The 228-nt window shown below is 50.0% G+C and carries 1 pseudogene; it reads right to left on the bottom strand.

The features are described 5' to 3' along the window. A pseudogene (locus AB4512_RS24600) lies at positions 1–228 on the bottom strand (MATE family efflux transporter); the annotation flags it as partial.

Here is a 228-nt window from a genome sequence, read left to right as displayed (position 1 = left end):
TGATATGCCATGGTGCCCATTGCCCATAACACAGCATTCATCGTCAACGGCAAAGCAATGCGACGGTAAGACAACCACAATGACGGGCGATGTGGTGAACTCGGCGTCGTTAATAGCCAATGTTTACGCATACGCATGTAGCTATACATTAAGCCCACTTGAATCAATCGCGCTAAGGTTGTTGCCAATGCCGCACCTGCTACGCCCATTGCTGGAATGCCGAAAGCA

The sequence above is a fragment of the Vibrio sp. 10N.222.52.B7 genome (assembly GCF_041474275.1).
Taxonomy (GTDB): Bacteria; Pseudomonadota; Gammaproteobacteria; order Enterobacterales; family Vibrionaceae; genus Vibrio; species Vibrio crassostreae_C.
This window is presented reverse-complemented; position numbering and strand designations above follow the sequence as displayed.